Source organism: Alteromonas oceanisediminis, from assembly GCF_018474025.1.
GTDB lineage: Bacteria > Pseudomonadota > Gammaproteobacteria > Enterobacterales > Alteromonadaceae > Alteromonas_E > Alteromonas_E oceanisediminis.
On record NZ_JAHCTA010000002.1, the window covers coordinates 148239 to 163904 of the forward strand.

Genomic DNA, 15666 nt, shown 5'->3' on the forward strand with positions numbered 1-15666 from the left:
GGCTAATTTAGGGTGTTACTTGGCGTTAGCTACTTAGCACAGTTGCTGGTCTGAACAAGCTGCAGTCCACGTTACAGCGCCGCCCGCGATAGCTGGAGTCAAAGTATAAGTACCTAGACCATCACCGTTTGTTGCTACAATAACACCATCAGTTGTGGTTAATGTACCAGTGATGTCATTTGGGATACCATTTTTACCACCGTCACATTCGGCGATATTCGCAGCACCTTCAATTTGAACACACACTTCAACGGCTGATTTCACTGCTGCTGTTGAGTTGATGGTCTCAGTAAACTCTGCTTTGCGAGTGTAGTTTTGGTACGCTGGAAGCGCGATGGCTGCCAAAATACCGATGATTGCTACAACAATCATCAATTCGATAAGTGTAAAACCTTTTTTGTTGGTCATTGAGTTCTGCATGGTATATCTCCGCGCGCCGTCAAACGCTTTAGTCAAGTTAGTTTAAAGGGTACCTAGTCGATAACATGTTGCGCCTTGGTACTTGATGCTCAGTATAGTCAGAGTTGTCAAACAGACAAGTATGCAAACTTATACCTGTGTGTTGCTTTTGCGATAAAGCCTTCTCTGCTCATTCATATCGTAACGAATGTGAAATACTTTACCCTAATTGAATGCCAAGCGAAGCGATAGATCGATGGCGCGTACGTGTTTGGTTAAGGCGCCACTGGATATATAGTCTACGCCTGCGAGGGAAAGTACTTGTAATTCTTCGCTGGTGATATTGCCAGAGACTTCCAGCTTACACCGCCCAGCAGTTATCTCAACTGCCTGATGGATCAGATGCAAAGGAAAGTTATCCAGCATGACGATGTCTACGCCAGCGTTTAATGCTTGTTGCAATTCGTCAATCGACTCCACTTCCACTTCAATCGGTTTGCCGGGCGCTTGGGTGCGAGCGGCTTCAATCGCCTTGCCAATTCCACCGCAGGCCATGATGTGATTTTCTTTGATCAAAAACGCATCATACAAACCAATCCGGTGGTTGGCGCCGCCGCCGCAGAGCACGGCATATTTTTGCGCCAAACGGTGCAGTGGCAGCGTTTTGCGTGTGTCTAACAATGTGGTTTTGCTGTCGCCGAGTAGATCGACACAGCGCCGTGTTTCGGTCGCCGTTGCACTGAGTGTTTGCAAAAAATTCAGCGCTGTCCTTTCCGCAGTTAATATTGCTCTGGCATTGCCATGCAGCGTCACGATGGTGGATTGCTTTGGTACTGCATCACGGTCAGTAAAATTCCAGTCTAATGTGATGCTTGCATCAAGGCGCAAAAAGGTGCGCTCAACCCAGGCGCGCCCACATAAAACCATGTCGTCGCGCGTGATCAGGGTTGCGGTTGCAGCATATGATTCGGGGATCAAGTTGGCAGTGATATCTGCCGTAGCGTCGAGCGAACCACCAAGATCTTCTGTTAGCGCGGCATCAACGGCGTGTTCTATGATTGCAGGTGTTAGGTATTCAGGAAACGTAAAATGTGGTGTCGTAGTCATTCAGTCTGATCGTCGAATTGTGAAAAAGGAAAGAGGCTACACTTATTGGCGTTACAGTGAGCGCAAAATAAGCGCGTTGCCTCGCTGCGTGAATTCTAACTGTTTTAAGAAGCTCATGCCGAGCAATATATGATCGCCCTGCATACCGGGGTTGAGATTCGCATCAACATTTTGAAGCTCTATGTCGCCGACTGCAATGCGATCAAGGGTGGTTTCGGCAATTCGCACGGTACCGTTTGCCGTGCGCGCCAACGCTGGCCGGCCAGCGGTTAAATTCAATGTAGACGCCAAATGGGCGGGAATGGACACATCAGTCGCGCCCGTATCGATGAGAAAAACCACGGGGACGCGATTGATTGAGCCCGTAGCTACGTAATGCCCAGCTCGGTTTTGTTCTAAAATAACCTCAATCTGCTCACCGCTACGGCGTGATTCAGGTGATTGATTTGGGTTGAACTGCGCCTCTAGCAAACCCGAGAATACCCAAGTGATAAGCCCTAAACCACAAATCCATGCCAGGATGACCATGCCTTTTCCGACAGTGTGTGTATTATCTTCTGGTTGCATCTGTTTCAATTCACTATACAGTTTTACGCCATAGTCTATACGCGTGAACGAGAGAGTTCGATGAAAATTGAGCAAGGCTGGGTATCTGGTGCTGTTCGAAAGCCATCACCCTTCGCCGATGAAAGAGCATCCAGCACCGAGCCCAACCTGCTGGTGGTACACAACATATCACTACCACCGGGCGAGTTTGGCGGTGATGATGTAGAGCGTCTTTTTCTAGGGACGCTGGATGCGAAAAAACATCCATTTTTCGCGGAAATCGCACATTTAACGGTGTCTGCTCACCTGTTTATTCGACGTGACGGTGAATTGATCCAGTTTGTACCGCTTACGCGGCGAGCTTGGCACGCCGGCGTTTCAAGTTTTCAGGGACAGGTGAAATGCAACGATTTTTCCATTGGTATTGAGCTTGAGGGTACTGATGTTACCCCTTACACTGATACCCAATATGAGGTGTTGACGGCAGTCACCCAAGCCATTCAGGCGGCGTACCCCGCCATCTCTTTAGGGCGTATAGTGGGGCACAATGATATTGCGCCCGGGCGAAAAACTGATCCCGGGGCCAGCTTTGATTGGGCGCGCTTTCGACAAACAATAATGAGGACTGTTGGACAATGATGCTACTGAGTTTGCTTATTGCGTTACTGATTGAACGAGTTACGGCTAAAACAGAGCATTGGCGTGCGACGCACTATGTGCAGCTTTATACCCAGTGGTTAGTGAAAAAAGGCTACATAGGGAAGCGCACCGACAGATTGACATTGTTGCTCACGGCGCTGATCCCGAGTGTCTTGTGTTTTGTTGTGTTGCACTGGCTGGGTCATGGCATCATTGGCTTGATTGCTAACACCTTGTTATTGTTCGTGTGCTTGGGCTGCCCGCAACTCCGCGCAACCTATAAATGCTATTTACAGGCAGCCGATCGCGGCGATATTGAAGCGTGCGAGTTGTACACTGAGGCCCTTGGGCATGTGGAGCAAGACGCGCAAGGTGCAACTGGGCATTGTGGCACCTTCGCGCAGCATTTGGTGTGGTTAAACTACACTCACTACGCCGCCGTGATTGTTGCTTTTATTCTTTTCGGTGGTGCGGGTGCGGTATTTTATGTGCTTTGTTATGGCATCAGCGGGGCGTTAACTCGGGTAGCTGAAGCCGACGACGCTGACGATGACGCTCAGCAAAATGCCCAACAACTGATGTACGCAGTGGACTTCTTACCCGTGCGAATAACGGCGTTAGGCTTTTTAATGGTAGGGCATTTTGGCCGTGCTCTGCCGGTATGGTTAAACCACACTTTCTCACTTGATGTATCCACCAAACAGCTGTTGTGTGATGTCACCCACGCCGCTGAAGATGTCACTGAGGAAGATTTACCGCACGACAGCGAACACACACGCAAGCAACAGCGCTTGCTGTCCGAGCCGAAGATACTGGTTAAACTTGCCAAACGAAACATTATTTTCTTGATGGTGACAGTATCTATTCTCACGGTTTCGGGCGTTCTCCACTAAACACATTGCCTGAAACGCACGTGGTCGGATCTGTTGGCAGCGCCAGATCCACGTGCGCTGCATTGGAATAGGGCAACAAAGCACCGCGCAACTCCTTCAAATTAGTTTACCTTATTGCATATCTCGCCTACACTTGTAACACAAAAGGTTAAATGGTAATACCAATTGGCGATGTTGTTAGCGGTTTGTTTACAACATAGCCAGCGTATTGTCGTATCGATCGGATTGATGTAGTGAATTTATGTTAGCGGCGCGTCAAAAGTTGTCTGATGTTATCACTGAAAAGCTGGAGTCTATGATTTTAGATGGCTCTTGGCTGGCCGGTGAACAACTCCCCTCAGAACGTGAGTTGGCGCAGCGTTTCGACGTTTCTCGTCCTTCATTGCGAGAAGCGATTCAAAACTTGCAGGCGCGCGGGTTGGTCACCCGTAAGCAAGGTGGTGGCACTTTCGTCAGCCGCGAACTCAATGCGGCCATGACCGATCCGCTACTGCGCTTAGTCGCGCAACGCCCTGAAACCCAGTTCGATTTGCTTGAGTTTCGCCATGCGCTTGAAGGCATGGCAGCCTATTACGCGGCACTTCGCGGTCAGAAAGAAGATAGGCAAGCGTTGCGTGTGGCACTCACTGCGGTGGCCGAATGTCCCGAACAACCTGATCATGAAGCACAAGCACACGCGCTTGGGGCGTTTTATTTGACCATGGCGAAGGCTTCACACAACATGGTGTTGATGCACGTCATGCGTACCATGCAATCCATGCTGATTGACAATATAAGACGTAACTTAGAAATGCTTTCACTGCATGCCGACGTGAATAACGAAATACACCAACAACGCGAAAAAATTGTCGCTGCCATCGAAAAAGGTGATCCAGGATTGGCCAGAACGGCAAGTAATACACATTTAGCGTTTATAGAATCAACCTTGTTAAAAATTAATCAGCGCGACCTGAGAATGCAGCGAGCGCTGAGAAGAATCGAAACCGAATAACGTCGAATTAGCCTAGATTACGCGACAGTTTGCGCTAGGCTTATTCGGGTAAGGCTTACTAAACATAGGAAGGCACCATGGCAGAAATGATGCAAAACGACAACGACCCTCAGGAAACGCAGGAATGGCTCGACTCGCTGGAGTCAGTCCTTGAAAATGAGGGCGTTGAGCGCGCACACTTTTTACTCGAGTCGTTGATTGAAAAAGCACGGCGTAACGGTGCGCATTTACCTTACGATGCGACAACTGCTTACATCAACAGTATCCCTGCGGGCCAAGAGCCTACGATGCCTGGCGACCAGTCCATTGAAGCCAAAATTCGCAATGCGATCCGCTGGAACGCGTTGATGATGGTATTGCGCGGTTCGAAAAAAGATCTTGAATTGGGCGGGCATATATCCAGTTTTGCTTCGTCAGCGATGCTCTATGATGTGGGCTTCAACCACTTCTTCCGCGCCCCTAACGATCAGGACGGTGGTGATTTTCTATTTGTGCAAGGGCACGTGTCGCCCGGTATTTATTCTCGCGCCTTCATTGAAGGGCGTTTAAGTGCTGATCAGTTAGATATGTTTCGCCAAGAAGTCGATGGCAAAGGCGTATCGTCGTACCCACACCCTAAGTTAATGCCGGATTTCTGGCAGTTTCCTACGGTATCGATGGGCCTGGGTCCAATGCAAGCGATCTATCTCGCTCGCTTCCTGAAATATCTCACTAATCGCGGCCTCAAAGACTGTTCGAATCAGCGCGTGTGGTGTTTTATGGGCGATGGCGAGGTGGATGAGCCAGAGAGCTTGGGCGCGATTGGTTTAGCGTCACGCGAAAACCTGGATAACTTAACCTTTGTGATCAACTGCAACTTGCAACGACTCGATGGCCCGGTGCGTGGCAATGGTAAGATCATTCAAGAACTTGAAGGTACTTTCCGTGGCGCCGGCTGGGAAGTGTTGAAAGTCATATGGGGGCGCTATTGGGATCCATTATTGGCGCGAGATTCATCGGGCAAACTGTTGGATGTGATGAACGAAACGGTAGACGGTGAGTACCAAAATTATAAGGCCAAAGGCGGTCAGTACACGCGCGAGAATTTCTTTGGTAAATACCCTGAATTGAAAGACATGGTTGCGAACATGTCTGACGAAGACATTTGGCGTTTGAACCGCGGTGGTCACGATCCTGTCAAGGTATATGCTGCGTATAAACGAGCCACGGAAACAGAAGGTCGTCCGCAGGTCATTTTGGCTAAAACCGTGAAAGGGTATGGGTTAGGCGAAGCCGGTGAAGGGAAAAACATCGCTCATAACGTGAAGAAAATGGACACTGAGTCGGTAAAAAAATACCGTGATCGTTTCAACATTCCCCTATCAGACAGTGATTGCGCGGACCTCAGTTATTACAAGTTCGACGAAGACAGCCCTGAAATGAAATATCTGCGCGAGAAGCGCGAGGCGCTAAAAGGTTACATGCCAGTGCGTCGGGCAAACAGTTCGGAAGAACTGCCAGCGCCGCCATTGAAAGCTTTTGAGTCTGTGACCAAAGGCTCAGGCGACCGCGAAATCTCTACAACCATGGCATTTGTACGCGTGCTGACGGTCATGCTTAAAGATAAACAAATTGGTTCACGTGTGGTGCCGATTATTCCCGATGAGGCGCGCACCTTCGGTATGGAAGGCTTGTTCCGACAGGTTGGTATTTACAGCAACTCTGGGCAGAAATATATCCCACAGGATAAAGACCAGGTTGCTTACTATCGTGAGGATAAGAAAGGTCAGGTTCTGCAAGAGGGGATTAATGAGCTGGGCGCGATGTCGTCTTTTGTAGCGGCGGGTACTTCTTATTCATTGAACGACCTGCCCATGTTACCGGTGTATATCTATTATTCCATGTTTGGATTCCAGCGCGTTGGCGATATGGCATGGGCCGCAGGTGACTCGCAAACTCGCGGATTCTTAGTCGGTGGTACGGCAGGGCGAACCACCCTGAATGGCGAAGGTTTGCAACACCAGGACGGCCACAGCCACGTTCAGGCTGGCTTAATCCCTAATTGCATCAGCTATGATCCCACCTTTGGCTACGAAGTGGCGGTGATTGTGCAGGACGGCATTCGCCGAATGCTGGAAGAGCAGGAAAACGTGTTTTACTACCTCACGGTGATGAATGAAAACTACGTGCAGCCGGAAATGCCCAAAGGCTGTGAAGAAGGGATTATCAAAGGTATTTACGAACTTGGTGCAGAGGGCACGGCGCGCAGCAAGAAGAAAGTCAAACTGTTAGGGTCAGGCACCATCCTACTGCAAGTTCAACAAGCGGCTAAAATGCTGCACGACGACTACGGCGTTGCCGCGCAAGTGTACAGTGTGACCTCTTTCAACGAGTTGGCGCGCGAGGGCCATAGTGTCGAACGTGCGAATATGCGTAAGCCTGACGGTAAGCAAGGTGTGCCGTATATTACTCAGGTGTTAGAAGAAGGCTTTGAAGGACCGACGATTGCCGCCACTGATTACATTAAAAACTACGCTGATCAGGTGCGCACCTTTGTGCCCGGCGCGTATCGCGTGTTAGGTACCGATGGGTTTGGGCGCTCGGACAGTCGCGCTAATTTGCGCCGCCATTTTGAAGTTGATGCCGCGCATATAGTTTATGCCTCGCTGTATGAGCTCTACAAAGCGGGCAGTATTGATGCCAAAGTCTTAAGCCAGGCGGCAAAAGACTTAGATATCGATGCCGACAAACCCAACCCTTTATACGCATAAGCAGCGACGGAGAGTAATTGAATGACGACTAAAGACGTTCTAGTACCCGATATTGGTGACGAAGAAGCTGAAGTTATCGAGTTGTGCGTATCGCCGGGCGACTCGGTAGCGGAAGATGACTCGTTAGTCACGGTAGAAAGTGATAAAGCCAGCATGGATATTCCTGCGCCGTTTGCGGGCAAATTAAGTGAATTTAAAATTGCCGTCGGCGATAAAATTAAGCAAGGCGATTTGCTGGCGCTAATGGATATCGATTCAGACGATAGCGACGACTCAGATAAAGAGGCTGATTCAGGAGGCGACTCCAGCGATGGCGGTGCCGACGATGAAAGTCGTAGTGACACGGCTGAGAGTGATAGTAGTTCGACTGAAACCGCTGACAAAGAGGCTACTGAGTCATCGGGCGACAACACGTCGAAAACAGGAGATAGTGTCACTGTCACGGTTCCCGATATCGGTGACGCCAGTGATGTCGAGGTGATTGAAGTGTTGGTTAAGGTGGGCGACACCGTCGCCGAAGAAGATGGCCTAATCACCTTGGAAACCGATAAAGCGACCATGGATGTACCTGCATCGCAGGCCGGTACCGTCAAATCCATTGAAGTCAAAGTGGGCGACAAGGTTTCCAAAGGCTCTGTTGTGCTTGAACTGGAAGGTGAAGGGAATAGCTCAAACGAGCAATCTTCGGCTGATAAAGCCGAAAGCGCTGACGACAGCGGCAGCAAAGACCGCAGCGACAGCCAAAGCTCGAAAGGCAGCAGCCAAACGGTTGAAGTCAACGTCCCTGACATTGGCGATGCCTCAGATGTTGAGGTGATCGAAGTGTTAGTGGCGGAAGGTGACTCTATCAATGCGGAAGACGGTCTCATTACGCTGGAAACCGATAAGGCCACGATGGATGTGCCGGCCCCAGAAGCGGGTACGGTGAAATCGTTGAAAGTGAAAGTGGGCGATAAAGTGTCTAAGGGCAGTTTGGTCCTGTTACTAGAAACGGCCGCTGAAGAGTCTGAGTCGTCTTCAAAAACGTCATCAGAGGATAAACAGTCAGACAAAAAGGCCCAGCCTGAGTCATCGAGCCAGTCTGGCGACAGTGCCGGTTCTGCGCAAAAGCCGCCCCCGGTACCACATCACCCGTCGGCCGGTGAGCGCAAGCCTAGCGGCTCTGTGCATGCATCACCCTCAGTGCGTAGGTTGGCACGTGAATTTGGTGTTGACCTAACACAGGTCACGGCGACGGGGCCTAAGACTCGCATTCTCAAAGAGGATGTGCAGTCGTTCGTTAAGTATGAATTATCGCGTCCCAAAATGACCGCAGGGTCAAACGTGTCTAGCGGCGGTGGCGGGTTACAAGTACTTGCTCCACCGAAAGTCGACTTTAGTAAATTCGGTGAGGTGGAAGAGAAACCGTTAACACGTATTCAAAAAATTTCGGGGCCGAATCTGCACCGCAACTGGGTCACCATTCCTCATGTGACGCAATTTGAAGAAGCGGATATCACCGATTTAGAAGCGTTCAGGAAAGAACAAAACGCGATTGCTGAAAAGCGTAAGTTGGGCGTTAAGATCACGCCACTTGTGTTTATGATGAAAGCTTGTGCGGACGCTCTAAAGGCTTATCCGATCTTTAATACTTCGTTATCTGAGTCGGGTGAGTCGCTGATACAGAAGAAGTACTACCATATTGGTATTGCGGTCGACACTCCGGGAGGTCTGGTTGTGCCGGTGGTTCGTGATGTCGACAAAAAAGGCATCATGGAGCTGTCCAAAGAGCTGACTGAAATCAGTATCAAAGCCCGCGACGGCAAGCTTAAATCTGCCGATATGCAGGGTAGCTGTTTCACTATTTCCAGCCTTGGTGGTATCGGCGGAACGGCCTTTACCCCCATCGTCAATGCCCCGGATGTGGCTATTTTGGGGGTTTCCAAGAGCGAGATGAAACCTAAGTGGAATGGCAAAGACTTTGAGCCACGCTTAATGCTGCCATTGTCACTATCGTATGACCATCGGGTTATTGATGGCGCGGTCGCGGCGCGCTTCGCAGTGCATTTAAGTAATGTATTGGGCGATTTGCGTCAAATACTGCTGTAAATGCACAATTCAGCCTGTATTTTATCGTGATTCTGCTAAGATCAGGCTGATAATTTTTGCACTCCCTTGCACAGCCATTTAGACTCTGTGCAATTGGTGTTTTTCGAAATTGATTTGAGGTCATAATGAGCGAAATTAAAACTCAGGTAGTCGTGTTAGGTGCAGGCCCTGGTGGGTATTCGGCGGCATTTCGGGCGGCTGATTTAGGTTTAGAAGCCGTTTTGGTAGATGCGCGTGAAACATTAGGTGGCGTGTGTCTGAACGTGGGCTGTATTCCTTCGAAAGCGTTGCTACACGTGGCTAAAGTGATTCAGGAAGCCAAGCACTTGTCGGCGCACGGCGTAACCTTCGGCGAGCCTGAATTTGATCTCGACAAAATTCGTGACTGGAAAGACAGTGTGGTAAACCAGCTGACCAAAGGCTTGTCAGGCATGTCAAAAATGCGCAAAGTCAAGCATGTACAAGGCTACGGTAAATTTACCGGTGCCAATACGCTGGAAGTCGAAGGTAATGACGGTAAAACCACTATCACTTTTGAACACGCCATTATTGCGGCTGGCTCTGAGCCAGTAAGCCTTCCTTTCATTCCAAAAGATGATGAGCGTGTGATCGACTCAACCGGCGCGCTTGAAATGGCGGATATTCCCAAAAAAATGCTTGTGCTGGGTGGCGGTATTATCGGTCTGGAGATGGGCACGGTTTACAACGCGCTGGGCAGTGAGATTGACGTCGTTGAGTTTTTGGATCAGCTCATTCCTGCCGCAGACAAAGATATTGTTAAGGTTTACACCAAAACGTTAAAAGGCAAAATGAACGTGATGGTGGAAACTAAAGTAACTGACGTCGAAGCGAAAGACGACGGACTTTACGTGACCTTTGAAGGTAAAAACGCCCCGTCTGATCCGGTTCGTTATGACAAGGTGTTAGTGGCTGTAGGGCGCAAGCCCAATGGTAAGATGTTTGATGCAGATAAGGCCGGTGTGAACGTTGACGACAAAGGCTTTATCAATGTCGATAAACAATTACGTACCAATGTAAAGCATATTCACGCGATTGGTGATGTAATTGGGCAACCCATGCTAGCGCACAAGGCGGTACATGAAGGCCATGTTGCTGCAGAAGTGATTTCCGGCAAGAAGCATTACTTCGATCCTAAGTGTATTCCTTCGGTTGCGTACACTGAGCCAGAAGTGGCTTGGGTTGGTTTAACTGAAAAAGAAGCTAAAGAGCAGGGCGTTAGCTTCGAAACGGCATCTTTTCCGTGGGCAGCATCCGGGCGTGCGATTGCATCAGCAGCAACTGACGGTTTGACTAAACTGATTTTTGACAAAGATTCAGGCCGCGTTATTGGTGGTGCTATGGTGGGTACGAACGCGGGTGAGATGTTAGGCGAAATTGGGTTGGCGATTGAAATGGGTGCTGACGCGGAAGATATCGCGTTGACTATTCATGCGCATCCAACGTTGAATGAGTCTATTGGCTTAGCGGCTGAAATTTATGAAGGCAGTATTACCGACATGCCTAACCCCAAGGCTAAAAAGAAAAAATAGTTCTCTTAGTGAATACGATCAAAACGGTTACTGACTCTGTCAGTAGCCGTTTTTTTATACCTTCGCTTCATCATCAGATTATTCGGCGCGATCGTCCAGCAGCGCTTTAAGCCTCGACTGAATGCCGTTGGCCATACATTGCGTATCGGATCGAACGATAGGGGTTACACACGTGTTGCTTTTACTCTGTGCACGGTCATGGTAAAACGAAGTCAACATATCTCATGCGGATAGGCGCAGAATGAAACAAACACCGTCACTGTTGTTCAGTATCGTTATATTGATTGCCATACTCGGCTTGGGTTATCAACTTTCCAACGCCATTGTTCGCTTCAAAACCATCGACCGCAATGTGGTGGTCAAAGGCCTTTCTGAGCGCGAATATCCGGCCGATAAGGTCATCTGGCCAATTCAATTTGTCGAAGCCAGTAACGAGTTGTCGACCTTGTATGCGCAAATGGACGCAACCGCGAACGCGATCACGGCGTTTTTGGAAGAACAAGGCGTGGCTGGCGACGCCATTTCCCTATCACGGCCCCAAATTACGGATAAATGGGCAAATCAATACGGTGGCGGGCCAATGCCTGAACTGCGCTACACGGCAGCACAAACCGTTACTGTGTATTCAGAAGAAGTGCAGCACATTCGTGCTGTTATGGGAAAAATCAGTAGCTTGATCAAGCAAGGCATCGCGCTGGGAGGTGACGCTTACTACGATCAAACTGAATATTTGTTTACGCGCTTGAATGATGTCAAACCTGACATGATTGAAGAGGCAACCAAAAATGCGCGCGAGGTGGCCCAGAAATTTGCTCAGGATTCTGATAGCAAACTGGGCCAAATACGGTATGCGTCACAAGGGCAGTTCAGCGTAGGGTCGCGCGACCAAAACACCCCACACATTAAGAAAGTCAGAGTGGTGACTACGCTCAATTACTATCTGGTTGACTAATGCGTATTTTTCGACAAGTTCATCGTTGGTTAGGGTTAATAGTTGGTTTGCAAGTGCTGATGTGGGTTGCAGGTGGCGTTTATATGAGCGCAATGCCGCTTGACCTTGTGCATGGAAAACATTTGATTCATCAAGCCGTTACACAAACCGATCATGCCCCCGAGTGGTCTCAGAGCACTAACGTACATCGCAGCCAATTGCCGTTGATGCTTGATATCACCCGCTTCGACTCCGTAGCGTGGACGCACAGCGCTGTGCGTACACTGGTCAAAACGACCGACAAGGCTGGCGGAGCAAATTCTATACACTACTTTGTTGTAGAGCAGGGTAACTTGAAACCCGCGTCGCCGCTGTCTGAGCAAAATATTGCCTTTGCCGCCCGAGCACGCTTTTCAGGCACTGCTGATATCGACTCGATTGCGTACTTGCCGGTGCCGCCTGCGGAGGCTTCAGGACTGACGGAGCCAGTTTATCAGGTTGTTTTCGACGACTGGAGTCACGCGACATTCTATCTCCACCCGATGACGGGTGAAGTGCTGAAGGTGCGAAGCGATATATGGCGTCTCTTTGATATTTTCTGGATGTTACATATTATGGACTATGATGAAAGAAGCGACTTCAATAACCCACTGCTGATCATTTTTGCTATCGTCACGCTGTTTTTCACCGCCTCTGGCCTTGCACTGGTGTTACATTGGCTTCGTCATAGGTGGTTCCGGCAACGCCGGTCGACGGGTTAGACGATGGGAACGACGCGATGAGCACAAAGTCCGATTTCCCGGAACTCCAGCAACTGGAGTTTTTTGCAATCCCGAGCCCATGTATCGGCGTTTGCCAGGTGAATACAAAGGGTTTCTGCCAAGGATGTTACCGAAGCCGCGAGGAACGTTTATATTGGGCCAAGGTAGATGACGCCACTAAACGAATTATCATTCAGGCATGTCAGCGTCGCGCTAAACGGTCGTCAAATAAAACGCCTGGCTCAACCCAAAATGACGATCGACAGCAGGATTTGTTCTAACGCTGTTGTCAAACAGCGTCACTCATACGATAGGCTGTCGTAAATTAACGACAAACTAGCAAGAGATTTCGGTCTAATTCGCGCTAGAGGGTTAATACACGCGCTATTTAAGGTTATAATTTTCCGAATTCAAGTCAGAGAGTGCGGCATGCCGATTGAGTCCATTGCACAATACGCAACTTCGTCATTCACAATGCCAGACGTGTGTCTGCGATTGAGAACGATGCTTGATAGTGGTAAACATCACTTGGATGACGTGGGGGGCTTGATTGCAGTCGATGCCAATCTAAGCGCAAAGGTTTTACGCCTTGCCAACAGCGCGTTATTTCGTTTTCCGAATCAAATTGATTCTTTGACCAAAGCAATCAGCGTAGTCGGTGGTGAGGCATTGTATAACATTGTTATGGCAGAGACGGCATCATCAGCGTTTCAGCATTTTGACAATGACCTCATTGATGTTCAGCGTCACTGGCATTACTCAGTGTACTGCGGTATGGCGGCCAAAGGGTTTGCTAAACAATTGAAAAAGCGGGCACCTGAGCGGTTTTTTGTCATGGGTATTTTGCAAGGCCTGTCGACGTTAGTGATTGCACAGCAGCAGCCTGAACAGTTTAGTGCATACAAGGCGCAAGCCCTGAGTGGGTTACCGTGGGAGCGGCAGCAATCCTGTTTTGGTTTCACGTTTGCACAGTGTAGTGGTTTGATTATGGAGCAGTGGCGCATGCCAGTGTCGCTGTATTTCCCCGTACAGCATATGCATCAGAGTCACTTTGTGGAGCGTGATACCGATATTGCAATCATGACGCTGGCTGATCAAATCGCTTTGGTGCAATCAGACAAGGCAAAGTATCAGTCGATTGCATTGTGGCAGAATAGCACGCAACCCGCGCTCGGCTTAACCGATGAAACGATAGTCAGTGTGTCTGAACACGCTGAATCGGACACGGCCCGCGTTGCCAGTATTCTTTTACATTAAAAAAAGATCGGAAAAGTCTATGAACCGTCTCTTGCTAAGTACACTTTTACTCCTGCTGGTTGTGGCACCAAATTGTTGGGCACGAATGAGTATCATTAAGTCAGTGTATTATCCGGATTTTGAGCCTTATCAAGAAATTGAAGACGAAATTTTTACGATGGAAGCGCAGCTGGGCGTTTTATTAGCAACCGGAAATACCGAGGCAACAAGTATCAAGGCGGGTCTTGATGCCGATCACGAAACGTTTGACTGGAGCAATCGGTTTCATTTAGAGATGCTATACCAGCAAAGTGATGTGATGGTCGAGGGGCGAGAGCAGTCTGATGTCACTGCGCAGCGCTTGTACACTAACGCGCAGTTCGATTACAAATTAGACAACCCCAATCACCGGCTTTTCCTGTTTGGTCAATACGATAACAATCGTTTCAGCGATTATGATTATGAAGCCGCTATCGCTGCAGGCTGGGCGCAAAAAGCGTTGGATGAAGAGAATTATGAGCTGCGCTACAGTGTCGGTCCTGGATACGGTTTTGCGGTGACTCATGACGGCCAGGAAGATCGAGACAGACACGGTTTTATCGTGCGCGCCTCGCTTGAATACAAACAGCAACTGTCAGCGGGTGCTAAATTAAGACAGTACATCAGTACTGAAGCAGGTGAATCGGTTACGCAATCTCGCTCAGAGACCTCGATTTCGGCGAAAATAATGGGCTCGCTTGCGATGAAACTGTCATTTATTATGAATTACAATAGTGGCGCGAAAGGTGCTACTGAGGCGCTGGATACTGAAACGTCCATTGCACTCGTTTACCAATTTTTTTAACCGAAATTAATTGCATTTAGCGGGTCGCTGATTTTTTACGCGCCCGCTCAGAATCAGGCATCGTTCACTCGATGCGAAAAAACTCTATAAGGACAACACATGAAGAAACTCGTATTAGCGACTGCGTTGCTGACTACATTTTCCGCAACGGCTCAGGACCAACCTGAACTTGGATTTACCTTAGACGGTGAGTTCGGCATGATTTTTACAACCGGTAACACAGAAACCACTTCAGTAACAGCCGGCTTGAATGCTAAACACGAGCTAAGAGACTGGAGCAATGAATACTTGATTGAGGGGCTTTATAAACAAGATCAAGTTGAAATCACTAATGAGCAGGGTCAGACTGAAGAAGTGGATCAAACCTCAGCACAAAAATTCTTCGCATCCGGGCAGGCAAATTACAAGTTAGACAACCCGAACCACCGTGTCTTTGGATTTGCGTCATACGAAGATGATCGCTTCAGCAACTTTAAATATCAAGGCACCATTGCAGCAGGTTGGAACCAAAAGGTTTGGGATAATAAGACCAGCAGCTTTGACTACAGTGTGGGTCCGGGTTATTCATTCGCTGAGACTCAGGATGGTGAATCGTTTGATGGTGCTATTTTGCGTGGCGCATTAAATTACCGTTACACGCTGTCGGACAATGCGAAGTTTACCCAAACGTTCAGTACCGAAGTTGGTTCGGAAAATACTAAATCGCGTGCAGAGAGCGCGCTGACGGCGAAGTTAACAGGTGGCTTGTCGATGAAGCTGTCAGTGAAACTTGACCACAACAGTGAAGTGGCAGAAGACCGCGATAACCTTGATACTGAAACCTCAGTGACTTTGGTTTACAGCTTCTTTTAAGCCTCGGTATGTGTATTGTTAGCCAATAAGGAGAGCGAGAGCTCTCCTTATTGATTTGTAAACCTAAGATCAACAAACC

General features: G+C 48.9%; 15 protein-coding genes. 12 read left to right on the forward strand and 3 right to left on the reverse strand.

The window, feature by feature from the left end:
• Positions 1 to 33: 33 nt before the first annotated feature.
• The 3 genes from KIU71_RS03875 to KIU71_RS03885 form a co-directional block, all read right to left on the reverse strand.
• On the reverse strand, positions 34 to 408 hold the full coding sequence (locus KIU71_RS03875; RefSeq protein ID WP_214129867.1) for a pilin: 375 nt from the start codon (positions 406 to 408) through the stop codon (positions 34 to 36).
• Positions 409 to 624: 216 nt separating this feature from the next.
• A complete protein-coding gene (nadC, locus tag KIU71_RS03880) occupies positions 625 to 1506 on the reverse strand; it encodes a carboxylating nicotinate-nucleotide diphosphorylase (protein WP_214129868.1) in 882 nt (293 codons plus the stop codon).
• Positions 1507 to 1557: 51 nt separating this feature from the next.
• The gene (locus tag KIU71_RS03885; RefSeq protein WP_250207244.1) at positions 1558 to 2073 is read right to left on the reverse strand and encodes a retropepsin-like aspartic protease family protein; all 516 of its coding nucleotides are present in this window, start codon (positions 2071 to 2073) and stop codon (positions 1558 to 1560) included.
• 60 nt (positions 2074 to 2133) lie between these two features.
• On the opposite strand from KIU71_RS03885, the gene ampD reads away from it, so the two are divergent.
• The 12 genes from ampD (at position 2134) to KIU71_RS03945 (ending at position 15587) form a co-directional block, all read left to right on the forward strand.
• Positions 2134 to 2691, forward strand: coding sequence for a 1,6-anhydro-N-acetylmuramyl-L-alanine amidase AmpD (gene ampD, locus KIU71_RS03890; protein WP_214129869.1), 558 nt, complete (start codon positions 2134 to 2136; stop codon positions 2689 to 2691).
• The gene (ampE, locus tag KIU71_RS03895) at positions 2688 to 3584 is read left to right on the forward strand and encodes a beta-lactamase regulator AmpE (protein WP_214129870.1); all 897 of its coding nucleotides are present in this window, start codon (positions 2688 to 2690) and stop codon (positions 3582 to 3584) included. Before ampD ends, ampE begins: the two co-directional genes overlap by 4 nt.
• Before the next feature lie 241 nt (positions 3585 to 3825).
• Positions 3826 to 4575 (forward strand): GntR family transcriptional regulator, encoded by a 750-nt coding sequence (locus tag KIU71_RS03900; protein ID WP_214129871.1) that lies wholly within the window; start codon positions 3826 to 3828, stop codon positions 4573 to 4575.
• Between the two features lie 77 nt (positions 4576 to 4652).
• On the forward strand, positions 4653 to 7325 hold the full coding sequence (gene aceE / locus KIU71_RS03905; RefSeq protein ID WP_214129872.1) for a pyruvate dehydrogenase (acetyl-transferring), homodimeric type: 2673 nt from the start codon (positions 4653 to 4655) through the stop codon (positions 7323 to 7325).
• A 21-nt stretch (positions 7326 to 7346) separates the two neighbouring features.
• Positions 7347 to 9413, forward strand: a complete 2067-nt coding sequence (aceF, locus tag KIU71_RS03910; protein ID WP_214129873.1) for a dihydrolipoyllysine-residue acetyltransferase — start codon at positions 7347 to 7349, stop codon at positions 9411 to 9413.
• A gap of 125 nt (positions 9414 to 9538) precedes the next feature.
• Positions 9539 to 10963, forward strand: a complete 1425-nt coding sequence (lpdA, locus tag KIU71_RS03915) for a dihydrolipoyl dehydrogenase (RefSeq protein WP_214129874.1) — start codon at positions 9539 to 9541, stop codon at positions 10961 to 10963.
• A gap of 241 nt (positions 10964 to 11204) precedes the next feature.
• Entirely contained in the window at positions 11205 to 11915 is a 711-nt protein-coding gene (locus KIU71_RS03920; RefSeq protein WP_214129875.1) for an SIMPL domain-containing protein, read from the forward strand.
• Positions 11915 to 12655: a PepSY domain-containing protein gene (locus KIU71_RS03925; protein ID WP_214129876.1), complete on the forward strand. Its 741-nt coding sequence runs from the start codon at positions 11915 to 11917 to the stop codon at positions 12653 to 12655. The genes KIU71_RS03920 and KIU71_RS03925 overlap by 1 nt, the downstream gene beginning before the upstream one ends.
• A gap of 17 nt (positions 12656 to 12672) precedes the next feature.
• Positions 12673 to 12936: a DUF1289 domain-containing protein gene (locus tag KIU71_RS03930; protein WP_214129877.1), complete on the forward strand. Its 264-nt coding sequence runs from the start codon at positions 12673 to 12675 to the stop codon at positions 12934 to 12936.
• A gap of 148 nt (positions 12937 to 13084) precedes the next feature.
• Entirely contained in the window at positions 13085 to 13912 is an 828-nt protein-coding gene (locus tag KIU71_RS03935) for an HDOD domain-containing protein (RefSeq protein ID WP_214129878.1), read from the forward strand.
• Between the two features lie 85 nt (positions 13913 to 13997).
• Entirely contained in the window at positions 13998 to 14735 is a 738-nt protein-coding gene (locus KIU71_RS03940; protein ID WP_214129879.1) for a DUF481 domain-containing protein, read from the forward strand.
• A gap of 99 nt (positions 14736 to 14834) precedes the next feature.
• Positions 14835 to 15587, forward strand: coding sequence for a DUF481 domain-containing protein (locus KIU71_RS03945; RefSeq protein ID WP_214129880.1), 753 nt, complete (start codon positions 14835 to 14837; stop codon positions 15585 to 15587).
• The last annotated feature ends 79 nt before the right edge of the window (positions 15588 to 15666 follow it).